The following is a 15,805-nucleotide window of genomic DNA, read 5'->3' on the forward strand; positions in this document are numbered from 1 at the left end:
GTGAACTGAATCCTACCAACGGTAGTGAGCAAACGCTTTGTTCGCTTCAGCCATTTTGTGCGTATCTTCACGTTTCTTAACGGAAGCGCCTGTGTTGTTGGAAGCGTCGATGATCTCAGCCGCCAAACGCTCTTCCATTGTTTTCTCACCGCGGTTGCGGGAGTAGTTCACGAGCCAACGTAAACCCAAAGCAGTACGTCTCTCTGGTTTTACCTCGATTGGTACTTGGTAGTTGGCACCGCCGACACGGCGAGCTTTAACTTCCAGGACTGGCATGATATTTTTGATTGCTGTCTCAAATACTTCCATCGGGTCATTACCCGTGCGTTCTTGGATCAACTTGAACGCATTATACAGAATGCTTTGAGCAACACCGCGTTTTCCGTCGAGCATGATGCGGTTGATCAAACGAGTAACCAACTTGGAGTTGTATACCGGATCTGGCAACACGTCTCTTTTCGTAACTGGACCTTTGCGTGGCATGGATATCCCCCTTTCTTTCTTGTTCAGCAGTTCCTGTACCTTCCAGACCTAAGCCAGAAGGCTTTCAGGCAATCTGCTTATCATAATTTAGGCTTTTTTAGCTTTTGGACGTTTAGCACCGTATTTAGAACGAGCTTGCATACGGTTGTTCACGCCTGCAGTATCGAGAGCTCCACGAACGATGTGATAACGAACCCCTGCAAGGTCTTTTACTTTACCTCCGCGGATCAATACCACACTGTGCTCTTGAAGGTTATGTCCGATTCCCGGGATATAAGCAGTTACCTCGAGACGGTTCGTCAAACGAACACGGGCATATTTACGAAGTGCAGAGTTCGGTTTACGTGGAGTCATTGTACCTACACGAGTGCAGACACCACGTTTTTGTGGGGCACTGATGTTAGTGGATTCACGTTTCAAAGCGTTGAACCCTTTTTGCAAAGCTGGTGATTTTGACTTCTCAACTTTAGCTTGACGTCCTTTACGAACCAGTTGGTTAATAGTTGGCATGTGATTGCCACCCCCTTCCTCAATTATTCATGTTTCTTTACAAACCTTTATCTAAGCCCACAGACCCAGGCGGTTCATAAAAAGACAAATGAAAAGTTTTTGCCTTGGAGAATCCTTAAATGTTCTCGGACAAAAACGTTCCTTACCGTATCATTTTACGACAGCAGCCATCGCTGCTCCCACTCCAATCCCGCACGCTTTGCCGAGATTTTTCATTGTGTCCACTTTCGTGTACTTCACATTGTGTTGTTCACACAAAGCAATGATTTTGGAAGTGAGCTGCGGATCACTATCTTCTGCGACATAGACTTCTGAAGCCATTCCTGTCTGCACTGTCCGCATGGTCTGTTTGGTACCAATCTTGACATGAGCATCTTGCAAGCCTTTTTCATTAGACATCATACATTCCTCCGAATAGGACCAATTACAATCAGCTGCCCACGCACCTTTGATATATTAGCATCTAGCGCAAGCATTGTCAATGCTATTCCAAAAAGTTTTTATAAAGTTTGTGTACATCAGGATTCGTCGCTTGGATATTACAAACGTCGCTTCCTGACATACACATTCTTTAATTCCTCAGAAAGAGGAAATCTATATTAGTCTACCGAAACTGGCTCCAGCTCTTCTACAGAAGATTGGCCATCTTCAGGCTCAGCAAATTTGATACTGCGGTAACGGTTCATACCCGTACCAGCAGGGATCAGCTTACCGATGATAACATTTTCCTTCAGACCGAGCAACTGATCCACTTTACCTTTGATCGCTGCATCCGTCAGTACACGTGTTGTCTCTTGGAACGATGCCGCAGAGAGGAAGGAGTCTGTTTCAAGGGATGCTTTTGTAATACCGAGCAAGATTGGTTTTGCAACCGCTGGCTCTTTATCACTCAGAATCGCAATTTTGTTCGCTCTTTCGTACTCATGCGTATCTACAAATGATCCTGGCAACAATGTTGTATCTCCCGCATCAACGATACGGATTTTACGTAACATTTGACGGATCATAACTTCAACGTGTTTGTCATTGATTTCTACGCCTTGGTTACGGTATACGCGCTGTACTTCCTGCAAAATGTAGTTCTGTACGCCACGTACGCCTTTGATGCGTAGCATTTCTTTCGGGTCGATAGAACCGTCTGTCAACTCGTCACCCGCTTCAATTTCCATACCTTCGCTTACGCGAACACGGGAACCGTAAGTAACAGAGTATACTTTGGATTCTGCTTCACCTTGAATTTCGATTTCACGACGGTCTTTCGCTTCGCGAATCTCTTTAACCACACCGTCAATCTCACTGATTGTTGCTTGACCTTTAGGATTACGGGCCTCAAACAACTCCTGGATACGAGGCAAACCTTGCGTGATGTCGTCTCCGGCTACACCACCGGTATGGAACGTACGCATTGTAAGCTGTGTTCCTGGCTCACCAATGGATTGTGCGGCAATGATACCAACCGCTTCACCAATCTCCACGTGTTTACCTGTCGCAAGGTTGCGACCGTAACACTTCTTGCAGACACCATGACTTGCACGGCAGCTGAGAACGGAACGGATTTGCAATTTGGTTACGCCAGCTTTGATAATCGCTTCTGCTTTGTCAGAGTCGATCAATTCATTGCGGCCAGCGATAATTTCTTTTGTTTCCGGATGACGAACAGTTTCGAAGCAGTATCTGCCTTCAATACGGTCGTAGAGATCTTCGATGACCTCTTTACCATCCTGGATACGACTAACCGTAAAGCCTTTATCTGTACCACAATCGTCTTCACGCACAATTACGTCTTGGGCTACATCTACGAGACGACGAGTCAGGTAACCTGAGTCGGCTGTACGCAGGGCTGTATCCGCGAGACCTTTACGCGCACCGTGAGTGGAAATAAAGTACTCGAGTACTGTCAGACCTTCACGGAAGTTCGATTTGATTGGGAGTTCGATAATACGACCAGACGGGTTGGCCATCAGACCACGCATACCACCCAATTGAGTGATTTGCGATTTGTTACCCCGTGCTTTGGAGTCAACCATCATCATAATGGAGTTATAACGATCCATGGATTTCATCAAAATATCCGTGATGTCATCTTTGGATTTTGACCAGATATCAATGATACGGTCATAGCGCTCTTCATTCGTAATCAAACCACGACGATACTGGTTCGTAACGATCTGAGCTTTATCTTCGGACTGTCTGAGAATTTCGAATTTCTCAGGTGGAACGACAACATCGGACACGGCTACGGTAATACCCGCACGCGTCGAATACGTGAATCCAAGTTGTTTAATTTTATCCAAAATAACCGCAGTTTCGGTTGTATGATAAATTTCAAAACAACGAGCGATGATGGAACCGAGGTATTCTTTGCCGACACCGCCAGCTTGAGGAGCATTCATGATTGCCTCTCTCAAGTCAGTACCTTTCTCATAAACAAATGAATGATCGGCTGTACCTTGATACAGGTTCGCGCGAGTCGCATCATTGATATAAGGGAAGGTTGCCGGGAAAATTTCATTAAAGATAATTTTACCGATCGTAGTCAGCAACATACCTTTTTGTTGCTCTTCCGTGAAGCTTGTTTTACCAAGCGCCTTAACTGGAATAGCTACACGTGCATGCAGTCCGGCAGTCCCCCGTTGGTATGCAGATACAGCCTCATTGACTGTACGCAGAACCATACCTGTACCCTTCTCTTCTTTGTTGTCCATCGTCAGATAGTACGAACCAAGAACCATATCCTGGGAAGGAGTTACAACCGGTTTACCGTCTTTCGGGTTCAAAATGTTACCTGATGCAAGCATCAAGATACGCGCTTCCGCTTGAGCTTCAGCAGACAATGGAACGTGCACGGCCATTTGGTCACCGTCAAAGTCGGCATTGTATGCCGTACATACGAGTGGGTGAAGACGAATTGCTTTACCTTCAACCAAAATCGGTTCAAACGCCTGAATACCGAGACGGTGAAGCGTAGGGGCACGGTTCAACAGAACCGGATGCTCCTTGATGACTTCTTCAAGAACATCCCATACTTCAGGACTCACACGCTCAACTTTACGTTTTGCGCTCTTGATGTTGTGGGCAAGTCCTTTATTCACAAGCTCTTTCATCACAAAAGGCTTGAATAGTTCCAGTGCCATATCTTTAGGCAGACCGCACTGATACATTTTCAGGTAAGGTCCGACAACGATAACGGAACGGCCGGAGTAGTCAACACGTTTACCGAGCAAGTTCTGACGGAAACGACCTTGTTTACCTTTCAGCATGTGGCTGAGGGATTTCAAAGGACGGTTACCCGGACCTGTAACAGGACGTCCACGACGACCGTTATCGATCAAGGCGTCAACTGCTTCTTGCAGCATCCGCTTTTCATTTTGCACGATGATATCTGGCGCGCCCAGGTCAAGCAGACGTTTCAGACGGTTGTTCCGGTTAATTACACGGCGATACAAGTCATTCAAGTCAGACGTAGCAAAACGTCCACCATCCAGTTGTACCATCGGACGAAGTTCCGGCGGAATGACAGGAAGTACATCCATGATCATCCACTCTGGGTTATTGCCAGAGTTACGGAATGCTTCAATCACTTCCAAACGTTTGATTGCACGGTTACGACGTTGCCCTTGTGCAGTGCGAAGCTCTTCCTTCAGGAATTCAAGCTCTTTCTCTACATCAAGGTCTTGAAGCAATTTTTTAACTGCTTCTGCACCCATGCCTGCTTGGAAGCCGTATCCGTATTTTTCACGGTAGCTGCGATATTCCTTCTCGGACAACAGCTGTTTTTTCTCCAGTGGAGTTTCTCCTGGATCAGTTACTACATATGATGCAAAATAAATGATCTCTTCGAGAGATCTTGGAGACATATCCAGTGCGAGACCCATACGGCTCGGAATACCTTTGAAGTACCAGATATGCGATACCGGAGCAGCAAGCTCAATATGGCCCATACGTTCACGACGGACTTTCGCACGTGTTACTTCAACGCCACAGCGATCACAGACAACGCCTTTATAACGAACGCGTTTGTATTTACCGCAATGGCATTCCCAGTCTTTTGTAGGGCCAAAAATCTTTTCGCAGAACAGCCCTTCTTTTTCCGGTTTCAACGTACGATAGTTGATCGTTTCCGGTTTTTTCACTTCTCCGCGGGACCAAGAACGAATTTTCTCTGGGGAAGCAAGCCCGATCTTCATGTATTCGAAATTGTTGACGTCCAACAAGGAGCAACCCTCCTTAACCAATTCCTGTATTCTAGGTTACGCATGCCCCGGCTGTAGCCGGAGCATGACGTGAGCCTGATGAAAAACGCCGGTCATCATGCGCCCGAAGCGATTATTCCGCTCCGACCTCTGTACCCTCAAGGTTGAGGCTGAGCTTATCGCTCGCAGCGTCATCTTCATCGTCCATTTCTTTCATTTCAATCTCTTGCTCATCTTCACTCAAAATCTTAACGTCCATACCCAAGCTTTGTAGCTCTTTGATCAATACTTTGAACGACTCAGGAACACCTGGTTCCGGTACATTCTCGCCTTTGACAATGGACTCGTACGTTTTCACCCGACCAACAACGTCATCGGATTTAACCGTCAAGATTTCTTGCAGAGTATAAGCGGCACCATAAGCCTCAAGCGCCCAAACTTCCATCTCCCCGAAACGCTGTCCACCAAATTGGGCTTTACCACCCAGCGGCTGTTGCGTAACAAGTGAGTAAGGACCTGTGGAACGGGCATGGATTTTATCGTCAACCATGTGTGCCAGTTTGATCATGTGCATGACACCAACGGTAACTTCACGTTCAAACTCTTCACCAGTACGACCATCATACAGCACGGTTTTACCATTACGTTGCATACCTGCTTCTTCCATTGTATCGAAGACGTCATACTCTTTCGCCCCGTCGAATACAGGTGTTGCTACGTGGATACCAAGCTGCATTGCTGCCATACCCAAGTGAACTTCAAGCACTTGACCGATGTTCATACGCGAAGGTACGCCCAGCGGGTTAAGAACGATTTGAACCGGTGTACCGTCTGGCAGGAAAGGCATATCCTCTTCCGGCAAGATGCGGGCCACGACCCCTTTGTTACCATGACGTCCGGCCATTTTATCACCCTCGGAAATTTTCCGTTTTTGAGCAATATAAACACGAACGAGTTGGTTCACACCTGGTGGCAGTTCATCTCCGTTTTCACGGGTAAATACTTTCACGTCAACTACGATACCATCGGTACCGTGAGGTACACGTAGAGATGTATCACGCACTTCACGAGCTTTTTCACCAAAGATTGCATGCAAGAGGCGTTCTTCTGCAGTCAACTCTGTTACCCCTTTTGGTGTAACTTTACCAACGAGAATGTCGCCAGCAGCAATTTCGGCACCAATGCGGATAATACCACGCTCATCCAGATTACGCAGCGCTTCTTCCCCAACGTTAGGGATATCACGTGTGATCTCTTCAGGTCCGAGCTTCGTATCACGAGCTTCCGACTCATATTCCTCAATATGGATGGATGTATATACATCTTCCTTAACGAGTTTTTCGCTGAGTAGGATCGCATCCTCATAGTTGTAACCTTCCCATGTCATGAAGGCAACGACTACGTTGCGTCCAAGAGCAAGTTCACCCATTTCCGTCGAAGGACCATCAGCAAGGATGTCGCCAGCTTTAACAGTAGCGCCTCTTTTTACGATCGGACGTTGGTTGATGCATGTTCCTTGGTTCGAACGCATAAATTTGTGTAATTTATATTTAACGATATCGCCTTTGACTTCTTGACCGTCAACCTCTTCTACACGACGAAGCCAGATCTCGTTCGCAGAGGAACGTTCAATAATTCCGTCGTAATCGGCAACAATACATACACCGGAGTCTTTCGCAGCTTTGTGTTCCATACCCGTTCCTACAAGCGGAGCTTTAGGAATCAAGAGTGGAACCGCCTGCCGTTGCATGTTTGATCCCATCAGGGCACGGTTGGAGTCATCGTTCTCAAGGAACGGAATGAGCGCTGTAGCTACCGATACAACCTGCTTAGGAGATACGTCCATGTAGTCCACTCGTTCACTCGGCATCGTAAGGATGTTATCCGACTGTTTGTTGTAACGTACAATGATCGCATCTTCTGCAAAAGTGCTATCTTCGTTCAGCTTCGCATTCGCCTGAGCGATAACATAGTTGTCCTCTTCGTCTGCTGTCAGATAATCAATCTGCTCAGTGACAACACCCGTTTTCGGATCAACCCAACGATATGGAGCTTCAATGAAGCCGTATTCGTTCACACGCGCAAACGTCGACAAGGAGTTGATCAAACCAATGTTTGGTCCCTCTGGTGTCTCGATCGGGCACATCCGGCCATAGTGGGATGGATGGACGTCACGGACTTCCATGCCGGCACGCTCACGAGTCAAACCGCCCGGTCCGAGTGCGGACAGACGACGTTTATGCGTCAACTCGCCCAGCGGGTTCGTTTGATCCATAAACTGTGACAATTGGGAGCTACCGAAGAACTCTTTAATCGATGCGATGACTGGACGGATGTTGATCAATGCCTGTGGTGTAATGACATTCGCATCCTGGATGGACATTCTTTCACGAACCACACGCTCCATACGGGACAAACCGATACGGAACTGGTTTTGCAAAAGTTCACCCACAGAACGCAGACGACGGTTACCCAGGTGATCGATATCATCCGTGCTTCCAATGCCATGCAACAAATTCAGGAAGTAACTGATGGATGAAATGATATCCGCTGGCGTGATGTTTTTCACGGACTTGTCAATGTCGCCATTGGCAATCAGCTTAACCACTTTACCATCTTCAATTGGTGAAAACACATCAATCGTTTGCATCGGGATATCATTGGCATCCAAAACACCGTTCCCCACGTGATATGTGCGGAATCCAACGCTTTTCTCCAGGTGAGGCATGATTTCGTCGAGCAAACGACGGTCGACCATCTGACCTGCTTCTGCAATAATTTCGCCTGTTTCAGCGTCGATCAAAGATTCAGCCAAACGCTGATTAAACAAACGGTTTTTGATGTGAAGTTTTTTGTTGATTTTGTAACGACCTACGTTTGCAAGGTCGTAACGTTTTGGATCAAAGAAACGAGCAACGAGCAAGCTTTTCGCGTTATCCAGCGTTGGTGGCTCGCCTGGACGAAGGCGCTCATAGATCTCAATGAGAGCTTTCTCGGTGGAATCCGTGTTGTCTTTGTCCAGAGTATTACGGATATATTCGTCATTACCAAGCAAATCCAGAATCTCAGCGTCTGTGCCAAAACCAAGGGAACGCAGGAGAACCGTAACCGGAATTTTACGCGTACGGTCGATCCGGACATAAACAACATCCTTCGCGTCCATCTCCAGCTCCAGCCAAGCGCCGCGGTTAGGAATTACTGTAGCGGTATACGTTTTTTTCGCGTTCTTATCTACTTTGGTACTGAAGTAAACGCTAGGAGAGCGAACCAACTGGCTGACAATAACCCGTTCAGCACCATTAATAATAAATGTGCCGGTGCTGGTCATCAGCGGGAAATCTCCCATGAATACTTCCTGCTCTTTGACTTCTCCGGTTTCCTTATTAATGAGCCGGACTTTCACCCGAAGTGGTGCTGCATAAGTAACGTCGCGTTCTTTCGCGTCGTCTACTGTATACTTCGGTTCTCCGAGACTGTAATCGATAAATTCCAAAATCAAGTTACCTGTAAAATCCTGGATCGGCGAGATATCCTGGAACATTTCGCGCAACCCTTCCTCCAAAAACCAATCATACGATTTCTGTTGGATTTCAATCAGGTTCGGAACTTCGAGTATCTCGTTAATTCGTGCATAACTGCGCCGAGTGCGTCGACCATATTGAACAAGATGTCCTGCCAACTTAAACTCACCCCTCAATGTCTACTCACTTTAAAAATTTCGTTGCGAACCTCTGTTTGTAACCTTATAATGGTACACATACAGAGCAAAGCAATGCACCCGCAAATAAAGAAAAGCCCTTATTCGAAATGTCGTTCGATAAAAGAGCAACTTTGATCGGCGGATGTCTTTCCAAATCATTCTTATCCCCAGTTTGCCCAAAATGTACATATTATACGCCAAACATAGGCATAATAAGCCCGGTTCGGCGTAAAAAAAGGTTGACATTTTTAGTTAGCTAAAGCCAAGTAGGGCATCTTAATACTGACATTTTACAACTATACCACGCCTTGAATTTCAAGTCAATAGTCCTATTGCAAAAAAAATGATCCCCTGCTTACTTTACAAATTCGAATGAACCTCTCACAGTTCCTCTACTCTTCTTTCACCGCTTTGAAGATTCGGTAGCCTTTATCCTTCGTCACTTCTTCCACTCGTGTAAACAACGATTCCAACTTCGCTTTCGCAGAAGGTGCTCCTTGTTTCTTTTGAATGACAATCCATAACGCTCCGCCTACCTTCAAATGGTCATACGCCTGCTCGAAAATCGTGTGAACCGTTTCTTTGCCAGCTCGAATCGGAGGATTAGTCAAGATTACGTCGAAATCCCGCTTCTTTACTTCAGTCAGTAGATTACTCTGCAATACAGTAACATTGGCAATGCCATTCCCTTTGGCATTTTCTTTGGAAAGCTCAACCGCTCTTTCATTGATATCGATCATGGTGACATGCCCATCCGGTACAAGTTTTGCTGCTGTAAGCCCGATTGGCCCGTAACCACATCCCACATCGAGAACATGAGCGCCTGACGGCAGTTCCATCGCATCTATTAACACTCTGCTGCCATAATCGATTCCATTCTTGGAAAAAACACCAGCATCCGTCACAAGTCGCAGACTAATTCCGCGAAGTACCGCTTCCGCAGCCTTGCGATCATGTGCCACTTGTGGTTTGTCCGAATAATAATGATTGGACATGCCCTCACTCACTTTCCATAGTTACATTTACAGCAACAAACCCCTTGATATAAGTCAAGGGGTTTGTTGTTTTGTTCATTCAGCTTGGATAAGCTAAATTATTTAACTTCGATTGTAGCGCCAGCTTCTTCAAGCTTAGCTTTGATTGTTTCTGCTTCTTCTTTAGAAACTTTTTCTTTCAATGCTTTTGGAGCGTTGTCAACTACTTCTTTAGCTTCTTTCAAGCCAAGACCAGTGATTTCGCGAACCGCTTTGATAACGTTGATTTTGGAAGCGCCAGCGCTTGCCAAGATTACGTCGAACTCGGATTGCTCAGCTTCAGCCGCAGCCGCGCCGCCACCTACAGCAGCTACTGGAGCTGCAGCAGTTACGCCGAATTCTTCTTCGATTGCTTTAACAAGATCGTTCAGTTCCAGTACAGTCATGCCTTTGATTGCTTCCAAGATTTGCTCTTTACTCATGATTGAACCTCCATATATAATTTTATTTTTTTGTATTTCATTACTGCTAGGCAGTATTCAGATCAAGTAGCTTATGCGCCTTGTTCTTCTTTGTCTGCAACAGCTTTAACCGCAAGCGCGAAGTTGCGCACTGGCGCTTGAAGCACGCTGAGGAGCATGGAGAGGAGACCTTCGCGGGATGGCAGTTCTGCCAACGCTTTAACTTCTGCTTCTCCAATTACACGACCTTCTACGACAGCACCTTTCAATTTCAGTGCATCGTTCTTCTTAGCGAAGTCGTTCAGAATTTTGGCTGGAGCTACAGCATCTTCTCCGCTGAATGCAATCGCAGTAGGTCCTGTCAGAACGCTATCGAGTTCTGTCAATTCTGCTGCTGCAGTTGCACGGCGAAGCAATGTGTTTTTCAGCACTTGGAATTCGATTCCGGCTTCACGAAGCTGCTTGCGCAGTTCAGTAGCTTGGGCAACGTTCAATCCGCGGTAGTCAACAACAACTGTTGTCACGCTTTCGCGCAATTTTGCTGTTACAACATCAACGGACTCTTGTTTTGCTTGAATCACTTTTGCGTTTGCCAATCTGTACACCTCCTGATCAAATTTATCCCATTAAGAAAAGCCTCCGTAGAATCACGAAGGCTTGATATATACTCGCATCCGATTTGCATCGTTCAAGTTGTATAATCACACCTCGGTAGGAAATTAAGCCATATGGCACCTACTGTCTACGGCAAGCATATTCAAATGTCAACGGTCAGTCACTCGGACTCACAACTTTTATAGAGTATCAGAACAGGGCGAACCTGTCAAGAATATTTTATCTAAAAGCTGCTGCGTTCACGCGTGCACCAGGGCCCATCGTAGAAGAAAGACTTACGTTCTTCAGATAAACACCTTTAGCTGCCGCCGGTTTAGCACGGTTCAGAGCATCCATGAGAGCTTTGAGGTTCTCATTCAATTGCTCGGAAGAGAAAGAAGCTTTACCGATCGGTGCATGAATTTGACCTGCACGATCCAGACGATATTCGATTTTACCGGCTTTGATTTCTTGAACAGCCTTAGTTACATCGAAAGTTACCGTTCCGGCTTTAGGGTTAGGCATCAGACCTTTACCGCCGAGCAGACGGCCCAATTTACCTACTTCACTCATCATATCCGGTGTCGCTACGCAGACGTCGAATTCGAACCAGCCTTGTTGGATTTTGTTGATCATGTCTGCATCACCAACATAGTCCGCGCCAGCCGCTTCCGCTTCTTTCGCTTTGTCACCTTTTGCAAATACCAATACGCGTTGTGTTTTACCTGTACCGTGTGGCAAGACAACAACACCACGTACTGCCTGGTCTTGCTTACGAGGGTCTACGCCCAAACGAACTGCTGCTTCGATAGTTTCATCGAATTTTGCAGTAGCTGCCTTTTTCACAAGCTCTACAGCTTCTGAAGGCTCGTAAGTTGCTTCGCTGTCGATCAGCTTAGCAGCTTCCAGGTATTTTTTACCGTGTTTAGCCATGTTATATTCCTCCTTTGTGGTTTTAGCGGATATACCTCCCACATTGACCGGCCGCGAATCGGCCGGCTTTACGAAGCCATGTTTCGTGTGAAAATTAGTCTTCGATGGTGATACCCATGCTGCGGGCAGTACCTTCAACCATACGCATTGCGGACTCAACGTCAGCAGCATTCAGGTCAGGCATTTTTGTTTCCGCGATTTGACGTACCGCGTCACGTTTAACGGTAGCAACTTTTTTCTTGTTCGGCTCGCCGGATCCTTTTTCAACTTTAGCTGCCACTTTCAACAGAACTGCTGCAGGTGGAGTTTTAGTGATGAATGTAAAGGAACGGTCCTCGAATACAGAAATCTCAACTGGAATGATCAATCCTGCTTGGTCAGCTGTACGAGCGTTGAATTCTTTACAGAATGCCATGATGTTGACACCTGCTTGACCCAATGCCGGACCTACTGGTGGTGCTGGATTTGCTTTACCTGCTGGAATCTGCAGTTTTACCATTTTGATTACCTTTTTTGCCATGATAGACACCTCCTTGCAAAATAGTGGTTAACGGGCCTCACAGCCCTCCCACAAGAAACTTGAAGAAACTATATCTTCTCCACTTGGGTGTATTCCAACTCAAGCGGTGTTTCCCGTCCAAACATGTTAACATGTACCTTGAGCTTGCTCTTGTCTACCAAAATCTCTTCCACGGAGCCCACAAAATTCGCAAAAGGACCGACTTTAATACGTACGGATTCCTTAATATCGAATTCAATTTTAGGCTTAGGTTCAACCATACCCATGTGCTTCAGAATTTGTTCCACTTCTTCTGGCAACAAGGCTGTTGGTTTGGAACCGGAACCTGTCGAACCGACAAAGCCGGTAACACCTGGTGTATTGCGAACAACATACCAAGAATCATCCGTCTGAACCATTTCGACCAAGACATAACCGGGGTAAACTTTACGCATAACGGTCTTTTTCTTACCGTCTTTGTTTACCACTTCTTCTTCCATCGGAACAAGAACGCGGAAAATCTTGTCTTCCATGCCCATGGACTCTACGCGTTTTTCCAAATTGGCTTTGACCTTATTTTCATACCCTGAATAGGTATGAACGACGTACCATCTTTTTTCCATATCAAGCCACCTGGGACCCTTCTTAAATAATCGCTTCGATCACAGCGGAGATGCCGATATCTACGACCCAAAAAAACAGCGTCATAACCACAACAGTACCAAGTACAATTAACGTGTAGTTCGTCAGCTCTTTACGATTAGGCCAGCGAACCTTTTTAAGTTCAGCCCAGCTTTCAGAGAAAAAGGAAATCAGAGATTTGAAACTACGTTTCACGCCGACTACACCTCCAAAAAACTATCTGGTTTCGCGATGAGAAGTCTGCTCGTTACAAAACTTGCAAAATTTCTTCATCTCCATGCGGTCGGGGTGATTACGCTTGTTTTTTGTCGTAGTGTAATTTCTTTGTTTGCAGTTCGTACAAGCCAAAGTAATAATTACCCGCATGATGTACACCTCCCGAAGACTTCCACATTGAAGCAGAGTCTCTAAATTGATCCTGAAAAAAAAGCCGTAAAATAGGCCTACCTAAAACACTTTATCACAAGGGTATAAGCATGTCAACGAAAGAATAACCTTTCGTCGATGGGTATTAATTCCGCAGGAAACGCAACGTATCTCTCATCTCTGATTTTTTCACTGCTCCAGTATGAACCGAGCGATTACTAGTATTTATCAAACCTTAACAATATAAACTACAGACAATAAAAAAAGACTCAAACACCGAGCCTTTTTCATCAACGACAACAACCTTTGTTCAATTATCTCGAACTTCCAGGTACTTTTCAAGTTTGCGTTTTACACGCTGCAATGCATTATCGATAGACTTTACATGACGATCCAAATCCACTGCAATCTCTTGATAAGATCTCCCGTCTAGGTACAACATCAGTACTTTACGTTCCAGGTCACTCAAAATCTCGGACATTTTATCTTCCAGGCCTACAAACTCTTCCTGGTTAATAATCAACTCTTCCGGATCACTGACCTGAGTTCCACAAATCACATCGAGTAACGTACGATCAGACTCTTCATCATAAATGGGCTTGTCCAGAGATACATAAGAATTAAGCGGAATATGCTTCTGACGTGTGGCTGTCTTGATCGCCGTAATGATCTGTCTTGTAATGCACAGTTCGGCAAATGCCTTGAACGAAGCAAGCTTGTCCCCTTTGAAATCACGAATGGATTTGTAAAGGCCAATCATTCCTTCTTGAATAATATCTTCCCGGTCAGCTCCGATCAAAAAATAAGATCTTGCCTTGGCGCGTACAAAGTTGCGATACTTGTTGATCAAAAACTCCAGCGCTTCGCTTTCGCCTTCACGGACCGCTTCGACAATGTCTTCGTCACTTTGGTAATCATACTTGGATAACATGATATCTTTGAGGTCGACACTCACAGACAATCCCTCCGGCTGCAACGCAAGGTACCCCGTTACTCTACTCTATGAAATATACGAACAGTATATATGATGGTACCTCCCACCGTCAACCACGGCATCCCTAAAAAAGAACAGCTATAACATAATTGTCAATAGTTTCAATATTGAAAAATTTGTAAGAAATCCGCTGTCAGCCTCGTCTCCAGCGTTCAAATTGCTGTAAAACATCCGGGCTTAATTTGCCCCCAATTGTATTCCGTGTTGACCTTGCCTGATCCTCTGCAAGCCGTTGTTGCAATTCCTTTTCATTTTGTTCCACTTCAATCAGCAGCTCTCTGGCAGATACGCGCAACGCTCCCTGTCCAAAGATGACATGTTGCTCTACCATATCGCTGGTTGCTACATAGATTTGGCGTCTTCGCATGCTTAGTTCCCGAACGAGTCTCTCGATACATTCGTCTGCCGTCTCTTTTTCCTTTGTAAAATGAACTTCAACTTTGCTCTGTGTAAAGGATTTACCGAGTCCTGGCACAAGGTAGGCGTCAAACACAACAATGACTCGACGGCCGGAGAAAGCCTGATAGTCCGCAAGCCGAAAGAGGAGCCTGTTCCGCGCTTCTTCCAATTCGTTTTCGGCTATTTTGGATAATTCAGGCCAGCCGCCAATCATGTTATACCCGTCTACAAGAAGCACATCACGGGAATCAGCCATATCATCTATTCCTGCTCTTGGCGAGCACGAAGCACCTCATACATAACAACACCAGCTGCCACAGAGGCATTCAGGGAATTAATCTGACCTTGCATAGGCAATTTGACCAGAACATCGCATTTCTCACGAATAAGACGTCCCATACCTTTATTTTCATTCCCGATGACAAGTGCAACCGGTCCTGTGAATACTCCATTGCCAAACACGCCTTCACGCGCAGTAACATCTGTACCAACAACCCATACGCCTTCTTCTTTCAATCGATCAATCGTTTGTGCCAGATTGCTTACACGAGCGACTGGAACATACTCTGCTGCACCTGCTGATGTCTTAGACACTGTTGCAGTTACAGCCGCTGAGCGCCGTTTAGGAACAATAACGCCGTGAGCTCCTGTGCAGTCCGCTGTACGCAAGATAGAACCCAGATTATGAGGGTCTTCAATCTCATCAAGCAAAATTAAAAACGGATGTTCATTTTTAGATTTGGCCGCTTCCAAAATATCTTCAACCTCAGCATAGGCATAAGGCGCTGCCTGCGCAACTACACCCTGATGTTGAATACCAGGAACCGTCTGGTCCAACTTGCGCTTGTCCACATGCTGAATGACAATCCCCTGTTTTTTGGCTTCCGCAATAATTGGTTGCGTCAAGTGTTTCTGAGCCGTATCAGCAATCCATATTTTATTAATGGTCCGGCCTGATCGTAACGCCTCCGTTACGGAGTGTTTACCGGCAATCCATTCTTCTTCCATCCTCATTCGTTCCTCTCTGTATTGCTTGTTATATATATTTCAACCCTGA

At 45.8% G+C, this 15,805-nt stretch carries 16 protein-coding genes and 1 other annotated feature; all 16 genes read right to left on the reverse strand.

Annotated features, from left to right (window positions below; genetic code table 11):
* Positions 1 to 12: 12 nt before the first annotated feature.
* Positions 13 to 483, reverse strand: a complete 471-nt coding sequence (gene rpsG / locus MHI38_RS12555; RefSeq protein WP_056697679.1) for a 30S ribosomal protein S7 — start codon at positions 481 to 483, stop codon at positions 13 to 15.
* Between the two features lie 87 nt (positions 484 to 570).
* Positions 571 to 993 carry a 30S ribosomal protein S12 gene (gene rpsL / locus MHI38_RS12560; RefSeq protein WP_017692070.1) on the reverse strand — a complete coding sequence of 141 codons (423 nt, stop codon included), beginning with the start codon at positions 991 to 993 and terminating at the stop codon, positions 571 to 573.
* 150 nt (positions 994 to 1,143) lie between these two features.
* Positions 1,144 to 1,392 carry a ribosomal L7Ae/L30e/S12e/Gadd45 family protein gene (locus tag MHI38_RS12565; protein WP_090924680.1) on the reverse strand — a complete coding sequence of 83 codons (249 nt, stop codon included), beginning with the start codon at positions 1,390 to 1,392 and terminating at the stop codon, positions 1,144 to 1,146.
* Positions 1,393 to 1,592: 200 nt separating this feature from the next.
* Entirely contained in the window at positions 1,593 to 5,207 is a 3,615-nt protein-coding gene (rpoC, locus tag MHI38_RS12570; protein WP_154892114.1) for a DNA-directed RNA polymerase subunit beta', read from the reverse strand.
* Between the two features lie 112 nt (positions 5,208 to 5,319).
* Positions 5,320 to 8,865 carry a DNA-directed RNA polymerase subunit beta gene (gene rpoB, locus MHI38_RS12575; RefSeq protein WP_154892115.1) on the reverse strand — a complete coding sequence of 1,182 codons (3,546 nt, stop codon included), beginning with the start codon at positions 8,863 to 8,865 and terminating at the stop codon, positions 5,320 to 5,322.
* Between the two features lie 413 nt (positions 8,866 to 9,278).
* Complete coding sequence (locus MHI38_RS12580) at positions 9,279 to 9,881, reverse strand: class I SAM-dependent methyltransferase (RefSeq protein ID WP_154892122.1); 603 nt, start codon at positions 9,879 to 9,881, stop codon at positions 9,279 to 9,281.
* A gap of 98 nt (positions 9,882 to 9,979) precedes the next feature.
* The gene (gene rplL / locus MHI38_RS12585) at positions 9,980 to 10,342 is read right to left on the reverse strand and encodes a 50S ribosomal protein L7/L12 (protein ID WP_090924684.1); all 363 of its coding nucleotides are present in this window, start codon (positions 10,340 to 10,342) and stop codon (positions 9,980 to 9,982) included.
* 71 nt (positions 10,343 to 10,413) lie between these two features.
* Positions 10,414 to 10,917 (reverse strand): 50S ribosomal protein L10, encoded by a 504-nt coding sequence (gene rplJ / locus MHI38_RS12590; RefSeq protein WP_090924685.1) that lies wholly within the window; start codon positions 10,915 to 10,917, stop codon positions 10,414 to 10,416.
* A 23-nt stretch (positions 10,918 to 10,940) separates the two neighbouring features.
* Positions 10,941 to 11,087: a sequence feature (ribosomal protein L10 leader region), on the reverse strand.
* 68 nt (positions 11,088 to 11,155) lie between these two features.
* The gene (gene rplA, locus MHI38_RS12595) at positions 11,156 to 11,848 is read right to left on the reverse strand and encodes a 50S ribosomal protein L1 (protein WP_090924686.1); all 693 of its coding nucleotides are present in this window, start codon (positions 11,846 to 11,848) and stop codon (positions 11,156 to 11,158) included.
* A gap of 94 nt (positions 11,849 to 11,942) precedes the next feature.
* Positions 11,943 to 12,368 carry a 50S ribosomal protein L11 gene (gene rplK / locus MHI38_RS12600; protein ID WP_017692062.1) on the reverse strand — a complete coding sequence of 142 codons (426 nt, stop codon included), beginning with the start codon at positions 12,366 to 12,368 and terminating at the stop codon, positions 11,943 to 11,945.
* A gap of 68 nt (positions 12,369 to 12,436) precedes the next feature.
* The gene (nusG, locus tag MHI38_RS12605; protein ID WP_024633599.1) at positions 12,437 to 12,970 is read right to left on the reverse strand and encodes a transcription termination/antitermination protein NusG; all 534 of its coding nucleotides are present in this window, start codon (positions 12,968 to 12,970) and stop codon (positions 12,437 to 12,439) included.
* A gap of 22 nt (positions 12,971 to 12,992) precedes the next feature.
* Complete coding sequence (gene secE, locus MHI38_RS12610; RefSeq protein ID WP_024633600.1) at positions 12,993 to 13,184, reverse strand: preprotein translocase subunit SecE; 192 nt, start codon at positions 13,182 to 13,184, stop codon at positions 12,993 to 12,995.
* Between the two features lie 21 nt (positions 13,185 to 13,205).
* Positions 13,206 to 13,355 (reverse strand): 50S ribosomal protein L33, encoded by a 150-nt coding sequence (gene rpmG / locus MHI38_RS12615; RefSeq protein ID WP_072735843.1) that lies wholly within the window; start codon positions 13,353 to 13,355, stop codon positions 13,206 to 13,208.
* A gap of 310 nt (positions 13,356 to 13,665) precedes the next feature.
* A complete protein-coding gene (gene sigH, locus MHI38_RS12620; RefSeq protein WP_024633601.1) occupies positions 13,666 to 14,310 on the reverse strand; it encodes an RNA polymerase sporulation sigma factor SigH in 645 nt (214 codons plus the stop codon).
* A 172-nt stretch (positions 14,311 to 14,482) separates the two neighbouring features.
* The gene (locus MHI38_RS12625; RefSeq protein WP_090924687.1) at positions 14,483 to 15,004 is read right to left on the reverse strand and encodes an NYN domain-containing protein; all 522 of its coding nucleotides are present in this window, start codon (positions 15,002 to 15,004) and stop codon (positions 14,483 to 14,485) included.
* Positions 15,005 to 15,009: 5 nt separating this feature from the next.
* Positions 15,010 to 15,756 (reverse strand): 23S rRNA (guanosine(2251)-2'-O)-methyltransferase RlmB, encoded by a 747-nt coding sequence (gene rlmB / locus MHI38_RS12630; protein WP_090924688.1) that lies wholly within the window; start codon positions 15,754 to 15,756, stop codon positions 15,010 to 15,012.
* Between the last annotated feature and the right edge of the window lie 49 nt (positions 15,757 to 15,805).

This window comes from Paenibacillus sp. FSL K6-1558, assembly GCF_038002565.1.
Taxonomy (GTDB): Bacteria; Bacillota; Bacilli; order Paenibacillales; family Paenibacillaceae; genus Paenibacillus; species Paenibacillus polysaccharolyticus.